The organism is Bacillus cereus group sp. N31, from assembly GCF_016483245.1.
GTDB classification, from domain to species: domain Bacteria; phylum Bacillota; class Bacilli; order Bacillales; family Bacillaceae_G; genus Bacillus_A; species Bacillus_A toyonensis.
In genome coordinates this window covers 72,623-91,846 of the sequence record NZ_JAEHCH010000013.1, presented here as the reverse complement: position 1 = coordinate 91,846, position 19,224 = coordinate 72,623, and the positions used below count along the sequence as shown (strand labels likewise).

The window sequence follows — 19,224 nt, the reverse complement described above, 5'->3', positions numbered from 1 at the left end:
ATGGATACGTTACTGAGCTTATCATGGCATCTCATGGTGCCAGAATTCATTATTCTCGGGTTTGCCATCCTTCTTTCCATATGTGATTTGTTTTTTAAGCTGAACCATAGGTATGTAGCGCTTAGTGCAATCGCCGCTGTCGTATTAGCAATTGTGTCATTAATTACGCTATACGGCGAACCAGCAGGAGATATTTTAAATGGATCGTTTGTGTTAGATGGATTTTCAAAAGGGTTTAAAACGTTGTTATTAGGCGGAGCGGCCCTCATCTTATGCACCGCAATGAGCGATGACAAGAAAAATCCAATTGAAGATAAGGGAGAATATTATTACTTATTTTTAATGGCCCTTCTTGGGGCGATGTTCATGGCTTCTAGTGTTGATTTTATTACACTTTTCGTCGGTTTAGAGCTACTATCACTTTCTTCCTATGTTTTAGTAGGCATACGAAAAAGGAACCGTGCATCAAATGAAGCGGCAATGAAATATGTCATTAATGGAGGAATTGGAACGGCGATTACGCTCTTTGGAATGAGTTATTTATACGGTATTACAGGCTCAACCAATATTGTGGATATGCAAAAAGTATTCACCGGGGAGCTAACTAGTGGTATTCAGTTATTGTTAGCTCTCGCATTTCTACTATTGCTCGTTGGGCTCTCGTTTAAAATTGCAACAGTACCGTTTCATATGTGGGCACCCGATGTGTATGAAGGGGCGGCTACACCTGTTACTGCTTTCCTTGGAACGATTTCTAAAATTGCTGGGTTCCTACTCATTATTCGTCTGTTCCTTATGATTTTTGCAAGTGTATCGGTGCAAGGAGACATGCAATCTTTATACGGGCGTATGAGTATATATATTGCGGTTCTAGCAAGTATTACGATGATTATCGGAAATGTAGTCGCACTAAAGCAATATAACGTAAAACGCCTATTTGCTTATTCAGGAATCGCGCATGCGGGGTATTTACTCGTTCCACTTGTGGCATTATCACCATTTACGATGGATAGCATGTGGTTTTACATGCTCGCCTATATGCTTATGAATATAGGCGCATTTGCAATTATCCACGGCTTAATCTTACAAAGCGACAAAGAAAATATCACTATTTTCACCGGATTATATAAAAGGTCGCCATTTACAGCGATAGTAATGACGATTTTTATTTTATCGTTGGCCGGGATACCAGGAACAGCTGGTTTCATCGGGAAAATTAACATCTTTTTAGGTGCACTTCATGTAGAGCCAGCTCATTACGTACTAGCTTCTATTATGATGGGTACAACAGTCATTTCATTCGTATATTATTTCCGTATTTTACAGCAAATGTTTTTCCGGACAGGAGAAGTAGAAGAGAAAATTCGGTTGCCATTAAATATAAAGGTTGTTATGAGTCTTTGTGCAATTTCGATTGTAATACTAGGGATTATGCCGATGATTGGATACAATTTCTTTTATGAATATTTTCCATTAATGAAAGATTTCTTCTTCTTGGGGAACGTGGTACAATAGTGAAAATAAAAGGTGTGGAGTCGGTACTCTACGCTTTTTATTTTGTGTTAGCCACAAATGAAAATGCATATGGGTATACGTTTTTTCGAGAGAAGTTTACGATGTAAAATGTAAGATGCTTATTTGCATTTGAAAAAGTGTGGCTCCTACTTATTATGGTATCGTTTTTATTTTCTTTCGTAAGTAGTAGCCAAGTAAAAAGGGGTCGATTTTTTGGCACAACTTTTAGGGCAACAAGCACTGATTGCCATCGTTTCGCATTTATTGTTTATTACCATTACATGGTGGGCCTTACAAGGTATTCACATCGAGCGTTTAATGAAAGCTGGAAAAGTGTTACAGACGAGGGTATTACTCATCCTAATTACAATTGCAATTGGGACATCTGTAAGTAACTTTTTCCTTGATTATTTAGGCTATTCGAAGAGTTTAACGTATTTAGTAAAGTAAGTGTATAGAACCTCATATCTCCGTTAACAATGGGGATAGGAGGGGATGAAATTGAAGCTTAAAGCCGTTCTTATTGTTGCCTTGAGTGTTGTTTTCTTTTTGGTTGGATATAGAGAGATGAAACCGATAAGCGATGAACAGAAAATGGAGAACATGATTAAGGCTTTAGAGAAAAATGATGCTAAAGTGGAGAAATGGTCATGGTTAGCGCGAGAAACAAAAACAATTTCTAACATACATACGTTTCAAAAATTGTTAAACGATGTGAAGGGGAAGGCAAATATTCAAAAATGGGACTTAGAGCAATCTCCAGATGGATATAAAGCTACATCCTATAAAAAGTTTGCTTCATATGAAGAACGAGTAGTAGTAACTTGGAGTAAGGAAAATACTAAAGAAAACACTTTCATTATTTTTGAAGTAAGTGGGGCAAAATGGGACCCGAAGTATGTTCAGAAAATGAATAAAATTTTTAATGAAAAACCTATAATTTACACTTGTGTTCAAGGTGTACTGAATGATAAGATTGAAGGTGTTTTGCAAAATAAAACCAATCAGGTTTTGAAAGATCTTTCAGCAAGAGCGATCGAACAAGTAGAAGAAAGAGCATTTGTGTCAGTCTCCGCATACAATAAAAAGTGGGATGACGCTCTTTCAACAAATAGAGAGAAAATAAATGTGCAAATAGCAATACGTTCTACAAACAACAAAGATACAATTGTGGTTGGCACACCGATCATAACTTCTGAGTATTGAGTGAATAGATACTGAAAAAAGGACACGGAGGGGAATAATTTGGAAAAGATCATCGTCCGTGGCGGAAAGCGGTTAAACGGCACAGTGCGTGTTGAGGGCGCAAAAAATGCTGTATTACCTATAATCGCTGCAGCCCTATTAGCGAGTGATGGAAAGAATGTACTATCTGAAGTACCAGTTTTGTCTGATGTATACACAATTAATGAGGTATTACGTCATTTAAATGCTGAAGTCGTATTTGAAAATAACCAAGTAACAATCGATGCTTCTAAAGAACTAAACATTGAAGCACCATTTGAATATGTACGTAAAATGCGTGCATCTGTTCAAGTAATGGGACCATTATTAGCACGTAACGGTCGTGCTCGTATTGCACTTCCAGGTGGATGTGCAATTGGTTCACGTCCAATTGACCAACATTTAAAAGGCTTCGAAGCAATGGGAGCAAAAGTACAGGTTGGTAACGGTTTTGTTGAGGCATACGTTGAGGGAGAACTAAAAGGAGCTAAAATTTATTTAGACTTCCCAAGCGTGGGCGCGACAGAAAACATTATGTCTGCAGCTACATTAGCAAAAGGGACAACAATCCTTGAAAACGCAGCGAAAGAACCAGAAATCGTTGACTTAGCTAACTTCTTAAATGCGATGGGAGCGAAAGTACGCGGAGCTGGAACTGGAACAATTCGTATCGAAGGCGTTGATAAATTATATGGTGGAAACCATTCTATTATTCCTGACCGTATTGAAGCGGGAACATTCATGGTTGCAGCAGCAATTACTGGTGGAGACATCTTAATTGAAAATGCTGTTCCTGAACATTTACGCTCAATTACAGCGAAGATGGAAGAAATGGGTGTTAAAATTATTGAGGAAAATGAAGGTGTACGTGTTATCGGCCCAGATAAGTTAAAAGCGGTTGATATTAAAACTATGCCTCACCCAGGTTTCCCAACAGACATGCAATCACAAATGATGGCATTATTACTACAAGCTGATGGAACAAGTATGATTACAGAAACGGTATTCGAAAACCGCTTTATGCACGTTGAAGAATTCCGTCGTATGAATGCTGATATTAAAATCGAAGGTCGTTCTGTTATTATGAACGGTCCAAACAGCTTACAAGGTGCTGAAGTAGGTGCAACTGATTTACGTGCAGCTGCAGCATTAATCTTAGCTGGTTTAGTATCAGAAGGTTACACTCGTGTAACTGAATTAAAGCATCTTGACCGTGGTTATGTAGACTTCCATAAGAAATTAGCTGCATTAGGTGCAACTATTGAACGTGTAAACGAAAAAGTAGAAGAAGTGAAAGAACAAGAAGTTTCTGATCTTCACGCTTAATTGAAGTAGTCTCTATGTCTTTTGATATAGAGACTATTTTTTTTGGGTTATTACTGTTATAGTCAATAAACTCTATACTTATGCACGTACCAGTAAAAATATTTAGAAAATTTTCGTTTTATCTCGCATTAACGGGCAGTAAGACTCCAACGCATTAAAACTTCAGTCTATACCGATACCCCCAAGTATGTTCTAAAAAATTCCGTAGTTCCATAAGAATGAAAGGAAGCCAACTTTATATTGGGGGAATAGGATGAAATTTTCAAAGCCATTTTTCATTATAGTAGTGCTTTTAATAGCGCTCGTTATCATTGTACCCGCTGCTCTTGTAATTCCGTTTGCGAAAGCAAAAATAGGAGAAGAAGCAGCTTCTAAAACTCCTCCAGCGATAGAAAGTATACCAGCTCCAGGGAAAGTGGATACAGCAGTTCAAGTTGCTGTATATCGCGACCAACAGAAGAAGGTAGAAACATTACCTGTGGAGGAATATGTGACCGGTGTCGTAGCTTCTGAGATGAATGCCAGTTTTGAAATAGAGGCGCTAAAGGCACAGGCATTAGCAGCAAGAACATTCGTGGTGCAGCGTATGCTAAGTGGAGAAAAGAAAAACAATGCAGATGTGGTAGATACGGTGAAAGATCAAGTGTACAAAAGCAAAGAGGAATTGAAAAAACAATGGGGCAATAACTACGAAAACAATTTAAAGAAAATCGAGGAAGCCGTTTCTAAAACCGCAGGACAAGTTTTAACGTATGAGGGAAAACCGATTTCAGCGTCTTTCTTCTCAACGAGTAACGGCCGAACAGAGAATGCAGCTGATTATTGGGGAAATGATTATCCGTATTTGAAAAGTGTAGATAGCCCGTGGGATCAAGCCTCTCCAAAGTTTACAAGCGAGCAAACATTCACAGTAGCTGATTTTCAAAAACGTCTCGGTGTGAAAGTGTTGGCGGATGGAAAGGTTGGAAACATTAAAGATCTTACGGAGGGTAAAAGAGTAAAGGATGTAGCGTTTCAAGGGAAAACATTAACAGGAAAACAAGTTCGTGAAAAGTTAGATTTGCGCTCTTCTGATTTTACCTGGAAACAAGAGGGTAATAAAATCATTGTCACGACGAAAGGCTTCGGTCATGGTGTTGGTATGAGTCAATACGGTGCGAATGGTATGGCAGCGGAAGGTAAGAAATATACAGATATCGTCGCTCATTATTATAAAGGCGTTGAAATAAAAACGATGAATGATTATGAGGGAAAACTGATGGTGAAGAAGTAGAACGTGAAAGGAGCTAATTAAGATTAGCTCCTTTTTTCATTATTTGTAGATAAGTTTTTAAAAAGAGCACTTCGTGATTCACTCAAAACTTATATGGTAGAACAAAAATAGAGAATAAGGCTATCCGTTCATTTGGATAGCCTTATTTTTATGTGTTTCATAAAAATATCAAAATTTTCCATTAATTGTTTGATATAATAGGATAAAAAGCATTTGGGGGAGACGAAATGGCGCTACTGGAGTTGAAACAATTAGGGAAGACGAACCAGTTACCAGTAATTGAGCTAGAGGTTGAGAAAGGACAATGTGTTGTTTTGCAATGTAATAACCATACAGCTAAAGTGTTGCATCGCATCATTATTGGTGAAGAAGAAGCTTCAACTGGTAATGTGCTATTTGGAGGCGAAGCGATTGGAAAGAAAAATTATTCCAGCATCGGTTTTTGTTTTTTGAAAGATGAGGCATATGATCGTTTGAAGGTGAAGGAATACTTTAAATTTTTATTAGGGCTTTATGAATCAAAGATAAGTATAGAAGAAGTTGTACAATGTGTTGGTCTCCTAGATAAGTTAAACGTGAAAGTAGAAAAATTGTCATTTTCAGAGAAACGTCGTCTTCATATTGGACGAGTTATGATTCATAATCCGGATTTAGTTATTTTGGAAGAACCGGAGCAAAATGTAGATACAGAAAGTACAATTATCATTCGAAAAGCAATTATGAAAATGAAAGAGAAAGGAAAGGCGATCTTTATTACGTCCTCTTTCCTATCAGACGCTCTTTCGTTAACAGAAGATGTATACATATTAAACAACGATGGTGTGAAAAAGGTCGAAATCGAGCAAGAAGAGGCGGAAGAAGTCGATGAAGAAAAAGTCGTTCAAATGATTCCGCAGATGAAATTAGAAAGAATACCAGCGAAGGTGAACGATAAAATCATTTTACTTGATCCGATGGAAATTCATTTCATTGAAACACAAAATGGAGTGACACATATTCATGTGCGCGAAGGTGATTTCGTATGTGCATTAACATTAAGTGAACTAGAAACGAGATTAACAGGATTCGGTTTCTTTAGATGTCATCGTTCGTACCTCGTCAATTTACAACGAGTACGAGAAGTTATTACTTGGACACGGAACAGTTTTAGTTTAATTTTGGATGATGAAAGAAAAAGTTCAATTCCGCTTTCGAAAGGGCGAATGGATGAATTAAAAGGTGTAATTGGGCTATAAAAAGTGCTCCAATAGGATCGAAATATGATTCATTCACCGGTAAAAATACTCCTTTTACCGGTATTTTACTGCGCCTACCCTTTGTTTTTCATATGATTGAGTCAAGAAAAGCGAAACATACAAATCGAAACTTGCGAAAGCAAATTTCATCTATAAAGAAAAACAAAGGGGATGACGAAATGACATTGGCAATTGAAATGAAAGATGTAATGAAAAGTTTCAACGAAAAAACGGCACTTCGAAATGTAAATATTGAGGTGAAGCAAGGAGAAATCTTCGGATTCCTCGGACCGAGTGGATCTGGTAAAACAACAACAGTAAAAATATTAACTTCTCAATTACTTCATAGTGTTGGAAAAGTAAGAGTATTAGGGAGAGACATTACAGGACCAAGTAGCATCGATTATAAACGAATTGGTATTTTAACAGACAACAGTGGTTTATATGAAAGACTTAGCATTTATGATAACTTACTATTATTTTGCGACTTATACGATTGTAAAAAAGAACGAATCGATAAAGTGCTAGCACAAGTGAATTTATTAGATGATAAAAAAACATTAGTAAAGAAACTATCAAAGGGAATGAAGCAGCGTGTCACACTAGCGAGAGCGATCCTTCATAAACCAGATATTCTCTTCTTAGACGAACCAACATCCGCACTCGATCCAGTTAACGTACAAAACATTCATAAAATCTTAAAAGACTTAAATAAAGAAGGAACGACAATTTTCTTAACGACGCACAATATGGAAGAAGCAGAAACGCTTTGTAACCGTATCGCTTTTCTGTGCGGCGGAGAAATTGTAGCGCTTGATACACCAGAAAACCTTCGCCTACAATACGCGAAAGATCAAATACAAGTCGTGTTAAAAGATAAGCAAAAAGAAGTAGTGCAAAAAGATGAATTAGGTGCAAAACGTATTTCAGAATGGATGAGAAAAGGTGAATTACTATCTATTCATTCACACGAGCCAACATTAGGCGATATCTTTATTGAAGTTACTGGGAGGGGATTATAATGACATTTTCAATGAGACGTGTATCAGCTATTTTTAGAAAAGAAGTACAAGATTTTAAGACAAATTCACAAGTGTTATTAATGGCATCTTTACCAATTATATTTGCATTTATATTTAGCAGATTTGGAGAAGGGCGCATGGGGGTTGGCATTATTACTTTAATGGCCTTTCTATTTGTTGCAGGGTTTGTTCAATCAATGGTAATAGCAGAAGAAAAAGAAAAACATACGTTACGTGTGCTAATGCTATCACCAGCTTCTTCTGTTGAAGTTCTTCTTGGGAAAAGTATATTAACAGCATGTTTGACGTTGGGCATTTGTATTGTGAACTTATTCATTTTGGATCAATTCGGTGGAAATCTTTTATTACTAGGATTTATTTTCTTATGTGGAACAATTCTATTTATTGTGATTGGAACAATGATTGGATTGTTAGCTGAGTCTGTACCGCAAACATCACTCATTGGAATGCCGATATTAATGACGATGTATTTAGCTGTACAATTTGAGCCAATGGTTGAAAATAAAGTAATTAAGACGATGATCGAGTATCTTCCAACATCTCATATTGCCAAAGCGATTAACAGCTTAGTAGAGGGAGCGGGATTTAGTAGCATTAGCGGACATGTCTTGAATGTTGGAGTGTGGCTTATTCTTTCGGTTGTTGCATGTTTAATCGTATACAAAAAGAAACAAATGGACTAAAAACTGAGCTGAAAATGCTCAGTTTTTTCTTTTTTCATCATTTCCTCGGACATTTTACAATTTATATACATATTTTTACATAATTTGTCGAAAAGTAATTAGTTATACGTTGTATAGGATACATGAATATTGTTCAAAATGATTGCTGAGGTGATGATGGAATGCGAGGAAGAAATAATAAAAAGTCGCAAAAGGTAGTACATTTATTTCAAAAAAGATGGGTGTTTCCGGCACTATACATTGCTTGTGCAGCGGTAATCCTAGTGGTTGCGCTATGGTTCCAAGGAGCTAATCCGAAGAAGACTCCGAACCAAGATCAAGCAACACCGTATACACAATCGGAAGATCCAGCAGTACCAGTAACGAAATCTTCAGAAATAGTAAAAATGCCGGCAGCCGCAAATGCGGAAGTAGTCGTACAGAAGAAATTCTATGAAGATGCAGCAACTGAGGCGGAACAAGAAAAAGCACTTGTTTTTTATAACAACACATATTCCCCGAATAAAGGAATTGACATTGCTGCGAAAAATGGAAAAGAGTTCAATGTTGCTGCTGCTTTAAGTGGTACAGTAACAAAAGCTGAAAAAGATTCACTTCTTGGTTATGTTGTAACAGTTGATAGTGGAAATGGTGTAGCAGTTTCTTATCAAAGCTTAGGCAGTGTGAAAGTAGAAAAAGGTGCAAGAGTTGCACAAGGTGAAGTATTAGGAAAATCCGGTCTAAGTGCAATGAATAAAGAAGCAGGTTCTCACGTTCACTTTGAAGTACGTAAAGACAATGTGGCTGTGAACCCTGAGCGCTACTTAAATAAATCAGTAGCAGAAATTAAAGCTGATGCAGGTGCTACAAAAGCAACGAATGCTTCTGGTAAAAAAGCTGATGACAAATCTCAAAAAGAAGAGAAGTCAACGAGCACGAAACCAGAAAGTAAAACAGAAGATAAGTCTCAAAAAGAAGAGAAATCAACAAGCGGTTCGACTAGTGATAAAGAGACAAGCGGTAAGCAAGAAGAAACGAAGAAAGAAGAAAAATCAACAAATGGTTCTACAGAATCATCTAACGGTTCTTCTTCACAAGAATAAGAAAGTAAAAAAATCAGTTCTCATTAGGAGAACTGATTTTTTTATTTTTATCCTGCTATTTGCGGGCGGTAACACCCCGATCTCAAAATTCAGTGAAAGCAAAGAAGTTAGGGGGATTAACTGCCCGTAAAAGCCCGAGTATTAGTTGAACTTTATATGAAAATAATCAATTTCGAGAAAAAAGTTGCAATAACAAGGAAAAATGACGAGATTCTCGAATATATATTACAAAAGGGAGGGGATACTGTGTCGTTTTTGTTTGTTCTGTCGATTGCTATTATATTATTGTTTGTTTTATTCACTTTGTATTATTATATTGCCGGTAAGAAGGAAGTTCCCCACCATCAATTGTTAGAAGAAGAATATGATCGAGAAGAATGACACCTTTTAAACAAGGTGTCATTTTTTTGCCAAAATAGTCATTGTTAACGTATTTCTCACAAAAAAACGTAATTTTTCTTAACTTAGTCCGCAAAAATAGTGAACATGTAGCATATATCAGTAGTGCGGGCAATACAATGGTATAAACCAAAGCAAAGAGAGTGTTTGAGGTGAGAAATCGTGAATCATTTCATTATAAATCCAAGAATGTTTAACGCTTACAAACAGCACTCACACTTACTTCTTAGTCGTATGCAGCGAAGCTCATTTCACACTTCTCACATCCAATTTAGGGAGGCGAGTGGTGTGCACGATTACATCAAAGAGAGAACTATCAAGATTGGTAAGTATATCGTGGAGACAAGAAAGACAGTGCGTGTAATTGCAAAGGAATTTGGGGTATCAAAGAGTACAGTTCATAAAGATTTAACAGAACGTCTACCAGAAATTAACCCAGAGCTCGCAAATGAAGTGAAAGAAATTCTTGATTATCATAAGTCTATTCGTCATTTAAGAGGCGGAGAAGCAACAAAGCAAAAATATAGAAAAGAAGATGTGGAAAAGCCTGTACGTCAATAAAGTGAAACTTTAATCAGTGGGGCATGCCTCACTGATTATTAGTCTTCAGCAATCGGGCGTTTGCAGGCTTTTTGTCTTTCGCTCAACTCTCCTAAATTTGTCGGATTGATTTTGAGATGAGAGTCTTACCGTTCGTTAATATAAGATAAATATACGTTAGCAAACATTCCGCGTGCATTCGGTAATATTTTTCAGAAGAATTCTTTTTGCGAATATTACGTTTCTGTTAAATTTATGATAAAATCAGAAATTAGGTGTAAAAGAATTCGGGTGTAACCTGATTTTGAATATCGAGGAGGAAAAGACGGGAATGTTTGCGCGAGATATCGGAATTGACCTAGGTACGGCTAATGTATTAATTCATGTTAAAGGTAAGGGTATTGTATTAAATGAGCCATCTGTTGTGGCAATTGATCGTAATACAGGTAAAGTATTAGCAGTAGGTGAAGAAGCAAGAAGTATGGTGGGACGTACGCCTGGTAATATTGTAGCAATTCGTCCACTTAAAGATGGTGTAATCGCAGATTTCGAAATTACAGAAGCGATGTTAAAGTATTTCATTAACAAGTTGGACGTAAAGAGCTTCTTTTCAAAACCCCGCATTTTAATTTGTTGTCCAACAAATATCACATCAGTAGAACAAAAGGCAATTCGTGAAGCTGCTGAACGTTCAGGTGGTAAAACAGTATTTTTAGAAGAAGAACCAAAAGTAGCCGCAGTTGGTGCGGGTATGGAAATCTTCCAACCAAGCGGTAACATGGTTGTTGATATTGGTGGAGGTACAACAGATATCGCTGTACTATCTATGGGTGATATTGTTACCTCTTCTTCTATCAAAATGGCTGGCGATAAGTTTGATATGGAGATCTTAAACTATGTTAAACGTAAGTATAAGCTATTAATTGGAGAACGTACTTCAGAAAATATTAAAATTAAAGTCGGTACAGTATTCCCAGGTGCACGTAGTGAAGAGCTTGAAATTCGCGGACGTGACATGGTAACAGGTTTACCACGTACAATTACAGTATGCTCTGAAGAAATTACAGAAGCACTAAAAGAAGACGCGGCTATCATTGTACAAGCTGCAAAAGGCGTACTAGAGCGCACACCACCAGAACTATCTGCGGACATTATCGACCGTGGTGTTATTTTAACAGGCGGTGGAGCTTTACTACACGGTATCGACATGCTTCTTGCAGAAGAATTAAAGGTACCAGTATTAATTGCTGAAAACCCAATGCAATGTGTTGCGGTTGGTACAGGTATTATGTTAGAGAATATCGACAAATTACCACGTCGTGCTTTGAAATAAAGTGAAACTTTCATCAGTGGGGCACCCAACTGATTATTAGCACACAAATAGCTGGATAAAGTAGAAGGAACTAAGGTGTAAACCTTAGTTCTTTTTTATTTTTCTATTTTTTTATTTCGTTTTTTTGCGAAAATGAGAGGAAAATAAAGAAAAACGAAGAAAACAGGTGGAATATTCATATATATGGTTAAATTTAATATTTCCTTATTTGAAAACGTTTATAATATAATGAGTCGAATACGACATTAAGGCAAATAATGTTTCAATACATATTGCCTTTCCCTAATCTGGGCATACACTCTTTTCTACCTCCGTGTCAGTTGCAGGAATGTGCAACTATTTTAAGGGAATAGAGTGTGTGCATTTTTTTATATGGAGAAGTAAGTATACTAAATATAAAAATTCACTTTGTAATGACAAACGATAAACAAAATGGGATAATAACCATATGTCCAAGTGGTAAGACCAATATTACAAAAGGGGCGATCATTACATGCTAAATATAGAACAAATTAAAGAAATCATTCCTCACCGCTATCCATTTTTACTTGTTGATAAAATATTAGAAGTAGATGAAGGAAAAAGAGCGGTTGGAATTAAAAATGTATCTGCAAACGAAGAATTCTTTAATGGACACTTCCCTGACTATGCAGTTATGCCTGGCGTACTTATCGTAGAAGCGTTAGCACAAGTCGGAGCGGTTGCTGTATTAAAGAAAGAAGAAAACCGCGGAAGACTTGCTTTCTTCGCAGGTATCGACAATTGTCGTTTCAAAAAACAAGTACGCCCTGGTGATCAACTTCGCCTAGAAGTTGAAATGACACGTGTACGTGGACCGATCGGAAAAGGGAAAGCCATTGCGACAGTAGATGGTGAAGTTGCATGTGAAGCTGAAATCACATTTGCAATTGGTGATAAAAAAGAATAGAGAAAAAAACAAAAAAATCTCCTTGTGAACGTACAAGGAGATTTTTTTGTTTATGTTATATAACGATAAAACGATAAAACAATAATATACAAACTAATCAGAAAATTACTTGTCAATAGATGGAAATTACCATATAATTACTTTATCGTTTATTTAGAAAATAGGATAAGTGATAAAGGTAATGAAGAAGTAAGGGCATTGTCATATTGTTAAGGCACTTATATAAGACAAAGTAGAATGTTATTGATTATGATGAGATGTGGGGAAATTAGCAATACAAAATATTAATTAGACGTATGAAATCGAGCATAAGAGAGAGAAAAGGGAAATGTCGCATTTCACAAAAGGAGATTATGAATATGTTCGGGAGAAAGAAAAGAAAATCATTACGACAATTAATTACACATAAAGAGCCTAAATCGCGTATTACAGAACAATATCGCAACATTCGTACAAACATTGAATTTACATCTGTAGATAGTCATGTTCGATCTATTATCGTTACCTCGGCAGATCCAGGTGATGGGAAAACAACGACAATCGCAAACTTAGCAGTTGTTTTCGGCCAACAAGGAAAGAAAGTTTTATTAATTGGAGCTGACTTGCGTAAGCCGACGATACAAAACTTATTTGCCATTCATAGTTCAAATGGGTTAACGAACTTATTATCAGGCCAAGCAAAGCTTATGCAATGCATTCAAAAAACAGATATAGAGAACGTATATTTAATGGCAGCAGGTCCAATCCCGCCAAACCCAGCAGAATTATTAGGGAGCCGGGCAATGGACGAAGCGTTGCTAGAAGCATATAACATGTTTGATATTATTTTAATCGACACACCACCTGTCCTTGCGGTTACGGATGCGCAAATACTAGCGAATAAATGTGATGGAATCGTACTCGTTGTACGCAGTGAAAAGACAGAAAAAGATAAAATCGTAAAAGCGAAACAAATATTAGATAAAGCATCAGGAAAACTACTAGGTGTTGTTTTAAACGATAAAAGAGAAGAAAAAGAGCAATATGGTTATTACTAAAATATAAAAAGCCAACAAAAAATTTTGTTGGCTTTTTATTGTTTTCTGAAAATTATTTATCAAGTTATACACTATAAAAAACATGATATGATAAAATTTTTGGGAAATGATTGGAATGTGTTGTCATATTTAAGATTATTTTGTAAGATTAAACTTGTTTCTTGTGAACAAATATAGAACTGAATTATTAAAAATAAAAAATGTAAGATTTATATGTTATAATTTTTCCTATGTGTAAATTTTAGAAAGTTGGAGGAACCTATGGAAGAAACAATTAGTCTAAAAGAGTTATTTCATATCTTAAAAAAACGTTTAGCAATGATCCTCGTAATCGCATTTGGTGCAGCTATTGTAAGTGCTATCATTAGCTTCTTCTTTATGACACCAATCTATCAATCTTCGACGCAAATTCTTGTTAATCAGAAGAAGCAAGAAGGAGCAGCAATTCAATACAATGAGGTACAAACAAATATTCAATTAACAAATACATACAAAGTTATTATTAAAAGCCCTGTTATTTTGGACCAAGTGAAAGAAAAATTAGGTTTAAATATAACAGTACAAGAGCTAAATACGAAAATTGAAGTAGCTAACGAGAAAGACTCACAGGTAGTAGCGGTAACTGCGCAAGATAAGGATCCAAAACTAGCTCGTGATATTGCTAACACAACTGCAGAAGTGTTTCAAGGTGAAGTTGCTAAAATTATGAGTGTAGATAACGTAACGGTATTATCAAAAGCAGAAGTCGCAGAAAATCTATCTCCAATTAAACCACGTCCAATGCTAAATGTAGCAATCGCTTTCGTTGTTGGTTTAATGGCTTCAGTTGGTCTTGCATTCTTACTAGAATACTTAGATAACACAGTGAAAAAAGAAGAAGATGTAGAAAGCTTACTTGGCTTACCAGTGTTAGGTATTGTCGCTCGTATGGATGAAGAAACATTGAACGTGAAATCACACGCTCCATCATCAAGAAAAGTGAGGGGACAAACAATTGGCTCTTAATTTATTTAAAAAGAAAAAAAATCATCGTCAACGTCGTCAATTAATTGCTCATCAACAACCGAAATCACCAATTTCAGAGCAATATCGTAATATTCGAACGAATATCGAATTTGCAGCTATTGATACGAATTTACATTCGTTAATGGTAACATCCGCGAATCCAAGCGAAGGAAAAACGACAACGACAGCGAATATGGCAGTTGTGTTTGCTCAACAAGGGAAGAAAGTATTATTAATTGATGCGGATATGCGTAAACCAGCGATGCATCAAATGTTCCAAGTTGATAATATTTTTGGATTAACGAATGTATTAACACATAGTGAACGTTTAGAGAAATGTGTACAAACGACATCTGTAGACAATCTAAGCTTTTTAGCATGTGGTCCAATCCCACCAAATCCAGCAGAATTGTTAGGTTCGAAATCAATGAAAGAACTTCTTGGACAAGCATACAGCATGTACGATTTAGTGATTTTTGATATGCCACCTATTTTAGCGGTTACAGATGCGCAAATTATGGCAAATGTATGTGATGCTTCTATTCTCGTCGTTCGTAGTGAAGCAACAGAAAAAGAAACAGCAGTAAAGGCAAAAGGATTGTTAGAATCGGCTAAAGGTAAACTGTTAGGCGTTGTTCTAAATGACCGTGAACGTGAAGAAGGCTTATATTATTATTACGGTGCAAACTAGTTAAAAGAGTGAGATATGGTTGAAACATATCTCCTTTTTTCCCTTGAATATGAGATGTCTCATATTCAAGGGAAAAAAGATTACTAGGAGAGAGGGAGGATAAAACAAATGATTGATTTACATTGTCACATTTTACATGGCATCGATGACGGTGCACAAACAGTAACAGATAGTTTAGCGATGGCGCAGCAAGCTGTAGCAGAAGGAATACATACAATTGTCGCAACGCCACACCATCAAAATGGGAAATATATAAATGAACGTACCTCCATTATTCATCAAGTAAAACAACTAAATGATGAATTACAACAACATAATATTCCACTTACTATTTTACCGGGGCAAGAGGTCAGGTTATATGGTGATTTATTAGAAGACTATGAAGCTGGTAAAATTGTTACTTTAAATGAAACAAATAAATATATATTCATTGAATTTCCATCTAATCACGTACCTCGTTATGCTGAACAATTATTGTACGAATTACGTGTTAAGGGAATGATTCCAATTATCGTTCATCCGGAACGTAATGCCGAGTTAATCGAGCGGCCAGATAAGTTATATAACCTTGTAAGCAAAGGGGCATTAACGCAAGTGACGGCAGGTAGTTTATTAGGGAAATTCGGAAAGAAAATTAAAAAGTTTTCACTACAACTTGTGGAACATAATTTAACGCATATGATCGCTTCAGATGCACATAACACAACGTCAAGAGGATTTCATTTAGCGGAAAGCTATGAATTAATTGAGAAAGAATTCGGAATTAGTGTTATGGGTGATTTGAAAGAAAATCCATATTTATTGATTAGCGGAAAAGCAATTTATAAGGAAGACCCAGAACAAATTCGCCGCAAAAAATTGTTCGGTATTTTTTAATAAAGAATTGGTGATGTCTCCTAACCGTTATCAACGGAGGCACTCGGTCGTGCTGTGGGTAGAAATTTTTATTTCGAACCTACCTTAGACGCTTGTCGTCGGGAGTATGGCGTGAGGTTGGGTTAGATGCCCATATTTTATTTATAATAGAAACTCTACCTATGGAGTTATAGTTATGACTCCATAGGTAGGGTTTTTGTTATTGTTACATACAAATAAAAAGATATGGGGGACTGAAATTGAAAAAAGTAAGAAAAGCAATTATCCCAGCAGCTGGTCTTGGGACAAGATTTTTACCAGCAACGAAAGCGATGCCGAAAGAAATGTTGCCAATCGTTGATAAGCCGACAATTCAATACATAATAGAAGAAGCGATAGAATCAGGAATTGAAGATATTATTATTGTTACTGGAAAAGGAAAGCGTGCGATTGAAGATCATTTTGATCACTCCTTTGAATTAGAACAAAACCTTTTGGAAAAAGGGAAATATGAAATGCTTGAGAAAGTACAAGCTTCTTCAAGAATTAACATTCATTACATAAGACAGAAAGAACCAAAAGGACTTGGTCATGCAGTATGGTGTGCACGTAAGTTTATTGGAAATGAACCATTTGCGGTATTACTTGGTGATGATATTGTTCAAGCAGAAACGCCATGTTTACGTCAATTAATGGATCAATATGAAGGTACACAGTCGTCAGTTATTGGTGTACAAACAGTACCTGAAAATGAAACACATCGTTACGGTATTATCGATCCAGTTGAACAAAACGATCGTCGTTATCAAGTACGTCAGTTTGTTGAAAAACCAGCAGAAGGCACAGCCCCATCAAATTTAGCGATTATGGGTCGTTACGTATTAACACCAGAAATTTTTATGTTCCTCGAAAATCAACAGACAGGTGCTGGTGGGGAAATTCAGTTGACAGATGCGATTCAACGTTTAAATGAAATCCAGAGAGTATTTGCTTATGACTTTGAAGGTACTCGTTACGATGTTGGTGAGAAATTCGGGTTTATTAAGACGACGATTGAGATGGCACTTCAGCATGAAGAATTGAAAGAAGAATTGATGAAATATATGAATGAGTTATTGAAAAAAGAGATGCTTTATGTATAATTGGAAACTTTTGAAATAATAAATATGTCATTTATAACAATATCCTCTTCAAATTGAAGAGGATATTGTTATAAATACAATTAAAGAAGGAGATAGATATATTGAGTTATCCAAAACGGCTCTCATTATTAATTTTTTTAGATTCATTTATTGTATTAACTGCTGTGTATTTAAGTTATTGGTTTGTACATCCCAATGTATTAAGTAAAATTCCCACGACAGTGATTATTAGCTCTATTACATTATTATGTAGCCATCATTTTTTTGCTAGTATTTATAAGCTATACAATAAAGCATGGGAATATGCAAGTGTTGGTGAATTGAAACAAATATTCAAAGCGATTACCCTTTCTATTATCGTAACAGCAATTGTACAACAAATTATAAATCATGATATTTATGTGCGGATTTTAGCAATTGCGTGGATGTTACATCTATTATTAATTGGTGGATCCCGTTTCGTATGGCGTATGTTCCGCGATACATATATTACAAAGGATACGAATAAAAAGAGAGCGTTAATCGTTGGTGCGGGTTCAGCAGGAACGATGGTGGTAAGACAATTACAGCATAATAAAGATGCAGATTTATATCCAATTGCATTTGTTGATGATGACAAAAACAAACAAAAACTAGAGATTTATAACGTACCAGTCGTTGGGATGACAAATAATATTAAAGAAATTGTAGAAGATAATAATATTGAACATATTATCATTGCGATTCCTTCCCTAAATAGAAAGCAAATAAATGAAATTTTTGAAAAATGTACAAAAACAAAAGCGAAAACTCAAATTGTACCGATGCTCGAGGATCTTCTAGATGGTAAAGTATCTGTCAATGAAGTGCGTGATGTACAGGTAGAGGATTTATTAGGAAGAGAACCGGTTCAGTTAGATGACGCGGGTATCGGAGAAAAGATTACGGGCAAAACAATATTAGTAACAGGTGCTGGTGGATCGATTGGATCAGAAATTTGCCGTCAAGTGATGAAATACAAACCAGCAAAAATTGTTCTTTTAGGACATGGTGAAAACAGTATTTATAACATTGAAATGGAAATGCGAGTTACTTATAAAAATACAGTTGAAATTACGACAGAAATTGCTGATGTACAAGATCGGAATAAGATTTTTGAAATAATAGAAAAGCATCAACCATATATCGTATACCACGCTGCTGCACATAAACATGTGCCTTTAATGGAGCGTAACCCTGAAGAGGCTGTTAAAAACAATATCTTTGGTACGAAAAATGTTGCAGAAGCTGCGGATACATTTAAGGTAAATACGTTTGTTATGGTTTCGACAGATAAGGCTGTAAATCCTACGAATGTAATGGGAGCTACAAAGCGATTTGCAGAAATGCTTGTACAACATTTAGCAGCAGTGAGTACTAGTACTAAATTCGTTGCCGTTCGATTTGGTAATGTGCTCGGAAGTAGGGGAAGTGTAATCCCATTATTTAAGAAACAAATCCAAAAAGGTGGACCTGTAACGGTTACTCATCCTGATATGATTCGCTACTTTATGACAATACCAGAAGCTTCAAGGTTAGTTATTCAAGCTGGCACGTTAGCAAAGGGTGGAGAGCTATTTGTTCTTGATATGGGGGACCCAGTTAAAATTGTTGATTTAGCAAAAAACCTCATTACTCTTTCTGGGTATTCTATTGAAGAAATTGGAATTGAGTTTACTGGACTTAGACCAGGGGAGAAGATGTATGAAGAGCTCTTAAACGAAGGAGAAATTCATCCTGAGCAAATATTCCCTAAGATTCATATAGGAAAAGCTGTATTGATGGAACAGAGTATTTTAAGGCAGTTTATGAATGATTTTGAAAAAATGAGTAAAGAAGATATAAGAGAACGATTGTTAGAGATTGCTAATAGTAAAGTTGTAATTAAGAGCTAG

At 36.1% G+C, this 19,224-nt stretch carries 19 protein-coding genes; all 19 read left to right on the top strand.

The window, feature by feature from the left end; all coding sequences use genetic code 11:
• The 19 genes from nuoN (at nt 1) to JDS81_RS16895 (ending at nt 19,224) form a co-directional block, all read left to right on the top strand.
• A complete protein-coding gene (gene nuoN, locus JDS81_RS16985; protein WP_335444395.1) occupies nt 1-1,515 on the top strand; it encodes an NADH-quinone oxidoreductase subunit NuoN in 1,515 nt (504 codons plus the stop codon).
• 213 nt (nt 1,516-1,728) lie between these two features.
• A complete protein-coding gene (locus JDS81_RS16980) occupies nt 1,729-1,965 on the top strand; it encodes a DUF1146 family protein (protein WP_000057885.1) in 237 nt (78 codons plus the stop codon).
• Between the two features lie 51 nt (nt 1,966-2,016).
• Nucleotides 2,017-2,721, top strand: coding sequence for a YwmB family TATA-box binding protein (locus JDS81_RS16975; protein WP_371399172.1), 705 nt, complete (start codon nt 2,017-2,019; stop codon nt 2,719-2,721).
• Between the two features lie 39 nt (nt 2,722-2,760).
• A complete protein-coding gene (murA, locus tag JDS81_RS16970) occupies nt 2,761-4,065 on the top strand; it encodes a UDP-N-acetylglucosamine 1-carboxyvinyltransferase (protein ID WP_000411268.1) in 1,305 nt (434 codons plus the stop codon).
• 253 nt (nt 4,066-4,318) lie between these two features.
• On the top strand, nt 4,319-5,338 hold the full coding sequence (gene spoIID / locus JDS81_RS16965; protein WP_000672621.1) for a stage II sporulation protein D: 1,020 nt from the start codon (nt 4,319-4,321) through the stop codon (nt 5,336-5,338).
• A 227-nt stretch (nt 5,339-5,565) separates the two neighbouring features.
• Nucleotides 5,566-6,573 (top strand): LytTR family transcriptional regulator DNA-binding domain-containing protein, encoded by a 1,008-nt coding sequence (locus JDS81_RS16960; protein WP_001185966.1) that lies wholly within the window; start codon nt 5,566-5,568, stop codon nt 6,571-6,573.
• Nucleotides 6,574-6,752: 179 nt separating this feature from the next.
• Nucleotides 6,753-7,595 (top strand): ABC transporter ATP-binding protein, encoded by an 843-nt coding sequence (locus JDS81_RS16955; RefSeq protein ID WP_097954596.1) that lies wholly within the window; start codon nt 6,753-6,755, stop codon nt 7,593-7,595.
• Nucleotides 7,595-8,299, top strand: a complete 705-nt coding sequence (locus JDS81_RS16950; protein WP_000144458.1) for an ABC transporter permease — start codon at nt 7,595-7,597, stop codon at nt 8,297-8,299. Before JDS81_RS16955 ends, JDS81_RS16950 begins: the two co-directional genes overlap by 1 nt.
• Nucleotides 8,300-8,460: 161 nt before the next feature.
• A complete protein-coding gene (locus JDS81_RS16945) occupies nt 8,461-9,381 on the top strand; it encodes a stage II sporulation protein SpoIIQ (protein ID WP_001214955.1) in 921 nt (306 codons plus the stop codon).
• Nucleotides 9,382-9,627: 246 nt separating this feature from the next.
• The gene (locus JDS81_RS16940; protein WP_000008898.1) at nt 9,628-9,762 is read left to right on the top strand and encodes a hypothetical protein; all 135 of its coding nucleotides are present in this window, start codon (nt 9,628-9,630) and stop codon (nt 9,760-9,762) included.
• Nucleotides 9,763-10,068: 306 nt separating this feature from the next.
• Nucleotides 10,069-10,341: a sporulation transcriptional regulator SpoIIID gene (gene spoIIID, locus JDS81_RS16935; protein WP_000544012.1), complete on the top strand. Its 273-nt coding sequence runs from the start codon at nt 10,069-10,071 to the stop codon at nt 10,339-10,341.
• 310 nt (nt 10,342-10,651) lie between these two features.
• Nucleotides 10,652-11,653: a rod shape-determining protein gene (mreB, locus tag JDS81_RS16930; protein WP_000457991.1), complete on the top strand. Its 1,002-nt coding sequence runs from the start codon at nt 10,652-10,654 to the stop codon at nt 11,651-11,653.
• 493 nt (nt 11,654-12,146) lie between these two features.
• A complete protein-coding gene (gene fabZ, locus JDS81_RS16925; RefSeq protein ID WP_000931959.1) occupies nt 12,147-12,581 on the top strand; it encodes a 3-hydroxyacyl-ACP dehydratase FabZ in 435 nt (144 codons plus the stop codon).
• 359 nt (nt 12,582-12,940) lie between these two features.
• Nucleotides 12,941-13,618, top strand: coding sequence for a CpsD/CapB family tyrosine-protein kinase (locus JDS81_RS16920; protein ID WP_000467972.1), 678 nt, complete (start codon nt 12,941-12,943; stop codon nt 13,616-13,618).
• 261 nt (nt 13,619-13,879) lie between these two features.
• A complete protein-coding gene (locus tag JDS81_RS16915; RefSeq protein WP_000393131.1) occupies nt 13,880-14,623 on the top strand; it encodes a YveK family protein in 744 nt (247 codons plus the stop codon).
• Nucleotides 14,613-15,314: a CpsD/CapB family tyrosine-protein kinase gene (locus JDS81_RS16910; RefSeq protein WP_001207154.1), complete on the top strand. Its 702-nt coding sequence runs from the start codon at nt 14,613-14,615 to the stop codon at nt 15,312-15,314. The genes JDS81_RS16915 and JDS81_RS16910 overlap by 11 nt, the downstream gene beginning before the upstream one ends.
• A 108-nt stretch (nt 15,315-15,422) precedes the next feature.
• Nucleotides 15,423-16,190, top strand: a complete 768-nt coding sequence (locus JDS81_RS16905) for a tyrosine-protein phosphatase (RefSeq protein ID WP_000566181.1) — start codon at nt 15,423-15,425, stop codon at nt 16,188-16,190.
• A gap of 239 nt (nt 16,191-16,429) precedes the next feature.
• The gene (gene bpsC / locus JDS81_RS16900; RefSeq protein ID WP_000757778.1) at nt 16,430-17,311 is read left to right on the top strand and encodes a UTP--glucose-1-phosphate uridylyltransferase BpsC; all 882 of its coding nucleotides are present in this window, start codon (nt 16,430-16,432) and stop codon (nt 17,309-17,311) included.
• Nucleotides 17,312-17,412: 101 nt separating this feature from the next.
• Complete coding sequence (locus tag JDS81_RS16895) at nt 17,413-19,224, top strand: polysaccharide biosynthesis protein (RefSeq protein ID WP_000121314.1); 1,812 nt, start codon at nt 17,413-17,415, stop codon at nt 19,222-19,224.